The organism is Bacillus sp. T2.9-1 (genome assembly GCF_950097965.1).
Taxonomy (GTDB): Bacteria; Bacillota; Bacilli; order Bacillales; family Cytobacillaceae; genus Niallia; species Niallia hominis.
In genome coordinates this window covers 1-2,517 of the sequence record NZ_CATNHG010000032.1, presented here as the reverse complement: position 1 = coordinate 2,517, position 2,517 = coordinate 1, and the positions used below count along the sequence as shown (strand labels likewise).

The 2,517-nt window shown below is 35.4% G+C and carries 3 protein-coding genes; all 3 read right to left on the bottom strand.

Going from position 1 to position 2,517, the window contains the following annotated elements:
* A partial coding sequence (locus QQZ16_RS03105; protein WP_284561087.1) for a recombinase family protein occupies positions 1-164 on the bottom strand: 164 nt, incomplete at its 3' end.
* A 212-nt stretch (positions 165-376) separates the two neighbouring features.
* The gene (locus tag QQZ16_RS03100; protein ID WP_328284036.1) at positions 377-1,114 is read right to left on the bottom strand and encodes an AAA family ATPase; all 738 of its coding nucleotides are present in this window, start codon (positions 1,112-1,114) and stop codon (positions 377-379) included.
* A gap of 146 nt (positions 1,115-1,260) precedes the next feature.
* A complete protein-coding gene (locus QQZ16_RS03095; protein ID WP_235252778.1) occupies positions 1,261-2,376 on the bottom strand; it encodes an IS4 family transposase in 1,116 nt (371 codons plus the stop codon).
* Positions 2,377-2,517 lie beyond the last annotated feature (141 nt).

Below are 2,517 nucleotides of genomic sequence, written 5' to 3'. Positions count from 1 at the left end.
TCCTGTAAATCCTCTAACATTTTTTGAAGTTGTTCACGATCTTTTGTGGCTCCTGAAATTTTTTCTTCATAAATAATATCCATTCCAATTTCGTTCAATTGCCGAAATTGCCTTGAAGGATTTTGGCTAGTCGAACTGACGCGTACATAACCGATTTTCTGCAAAATTTCACCTCGTTTTTGAGACAAGTCTTATGAGACACTCTTAACTATGATTGTCACTTTAAGAGTTATTTTGCACCTATTTTAAGTGCTATTTTGCACTATAAGTAAATATAAAAAGCCCAATTTCTTAACATTAAAATTTAGAAATTGGACCTTTATCATTACTTCGGAATAGCACCCAATGGTACAATCGGGTGAAAGTTTTTTTACATTTACTTTATTCCGATTACTAGGCTATCCCGTGCGGCTTCAACAACTTCTGTTGTTATCGTTTCAAGCTTATTAATTTCAAGTATTCTTTCAATCTGGGTGAACAGTCTTTGTATGAGCCTAAAATTTCCACCAGTAATCTTTATTATACTGGTTATTGCTTCATAATCAGAAAAATCCTCAAGCTTTACAGAGAGCCCTAATTCTTCCCATTTATACTCCAAGATATGATGAGTTTCATCCTTACTTAGTTTATCAAACTCATGAGCAAACCCAATTCTAGAGTAGAGTTGGGGATATCGAGCTAATCGCTTCTCAATGCCAGGCATTCCAATTAATATCATCGCTATATTATTTCGATCATAGATATCCCTAAGTTGTTCTAAATTTTGCACTTTTAGTCGATCTATTTCATCAACAATAATCAAGTCGATATCTTCAAAAGCATTGGTGGAGTAATTTTCTTCTTCTCCTTTAGTAAGTACCTTATACATAGTTCTAACCATATTCATTCTAATTCCAATAGAACGGATCTGATCAGTCATTTTAGTCGCTCGTACTGCTGGAGCTGTATAAAAAATTGTTCTAGCTTCGAGTATCTTTTCATTTGCGCTTAGGCCAATTTCGTTTGCTTTTTTATAAGCTATTTGCTTTTCAATGGAATCCCAATTTGAATAATATCTTGATGACAATGTTTTTCCGACACCTGGTAATCCATAACAAATACCAATATATTTCACTAGTGTTGCATAAATAGTGTCATAATTTTCAGTTTACTCACCTTCCCTGTTTAGAGGCAAAAAAGTAAATACCCAATCAAAGGTGGCCCCATCCATTTGGAAATTTATTTACAATTAGACTTTTGCAACGACGACAATTTGCATATTTAAGGGATGGCTTTTCCTTCAATCTTTCGAAGCCAAACATTCGCTGGTTTCCACAATGCAGCCCTTAGATAACGGCTAATCTGTAAGGTTTTTCGCTTGCTTCTGGTCTCGATTTGTACGAGAACATGTAGGCAAAAAACAATTAGTGCGATAAATACTTGATTTTGAATCGCCCATTCGCTTTGACCGTAGAACTTTTTGATGCTGAGATGTTGTTTGATCCATTTAAAAAACAGCTCAATTGCCCACCGTGATTTATACATTTCTGAAATTTCTTCGGCGCTTAAATCAAAACGATTTGTAATTAAATGAAGTTCATTTCCTTTTGAGTCAATTACTTTTAGAAGCCGAAAGTAATTTTCAGCACGGTTTTGAGTCGTACCTATCAACACCATTTGGTCTGATAAAACAGCTGTATCCTTGGGTAGCTTAAAATCGTAAACGTTCCGTATGACTGCATTTTTGCGTAGCCGTGAAAGAAAGAAGTAGCCATCATCAGTCATGCGATCAAAGCGCTCGTAGTCTAGATAACCACGGTCAAACACATACATGCATTCCTTGTCATCCACCATGATTTCAAGCTGACCACGGTCATGTTCTTTTGCCGTTGTCATAACGACCTTTTCAGGATAGGATATACCCTTTTCCATAAACACAAGGCGCAAATGTAACTTTACACCTGCTTTTGTTTTGCGGAATTTAGCCCATTTATGATTGGTCAAATTAAGTGGCAATGTGCTTGAATCAATGATTTTTAACGGCATCACGAGTTTCGTGTAATGCGTTTTGGCATGAATTTGTGACACTAAATCAAGGAAAAGCCTTTGAAATAGGTCAGGGTTTATGCCGTTTAACCGCCGTGACAACTGAGAAATACTAATAGAATCAAGGTCTATCCCTTTTTGAAGCTGGTTATCGAAAAGACAATCACCCAGCGCATGCAGACTTTCAATTTCTTGTAGCTGCGCAAAAAGTAGTAATTTTAGAAATGACTCTGTCGTTAATTTTTTCGTATAGTAATCTAATTTCATCGTTTTCACGTTTTCTTCAAATAATTGAAGATTTATAGGTGAAAACCATTGTCCAAATGAAGTTTTTCGTGTAATCTTGTCCATGTGTTGGTCCTTTTTTAGTGGATTTGGACGGGTTACCACCTGACTAATCCATTATAAAGGACTTTTTCTTTGCACAAAATAATAATATTGAACATTTTGAGTATTTTTAATAGTGAATTTAAATTAATGCAACACTAGTGA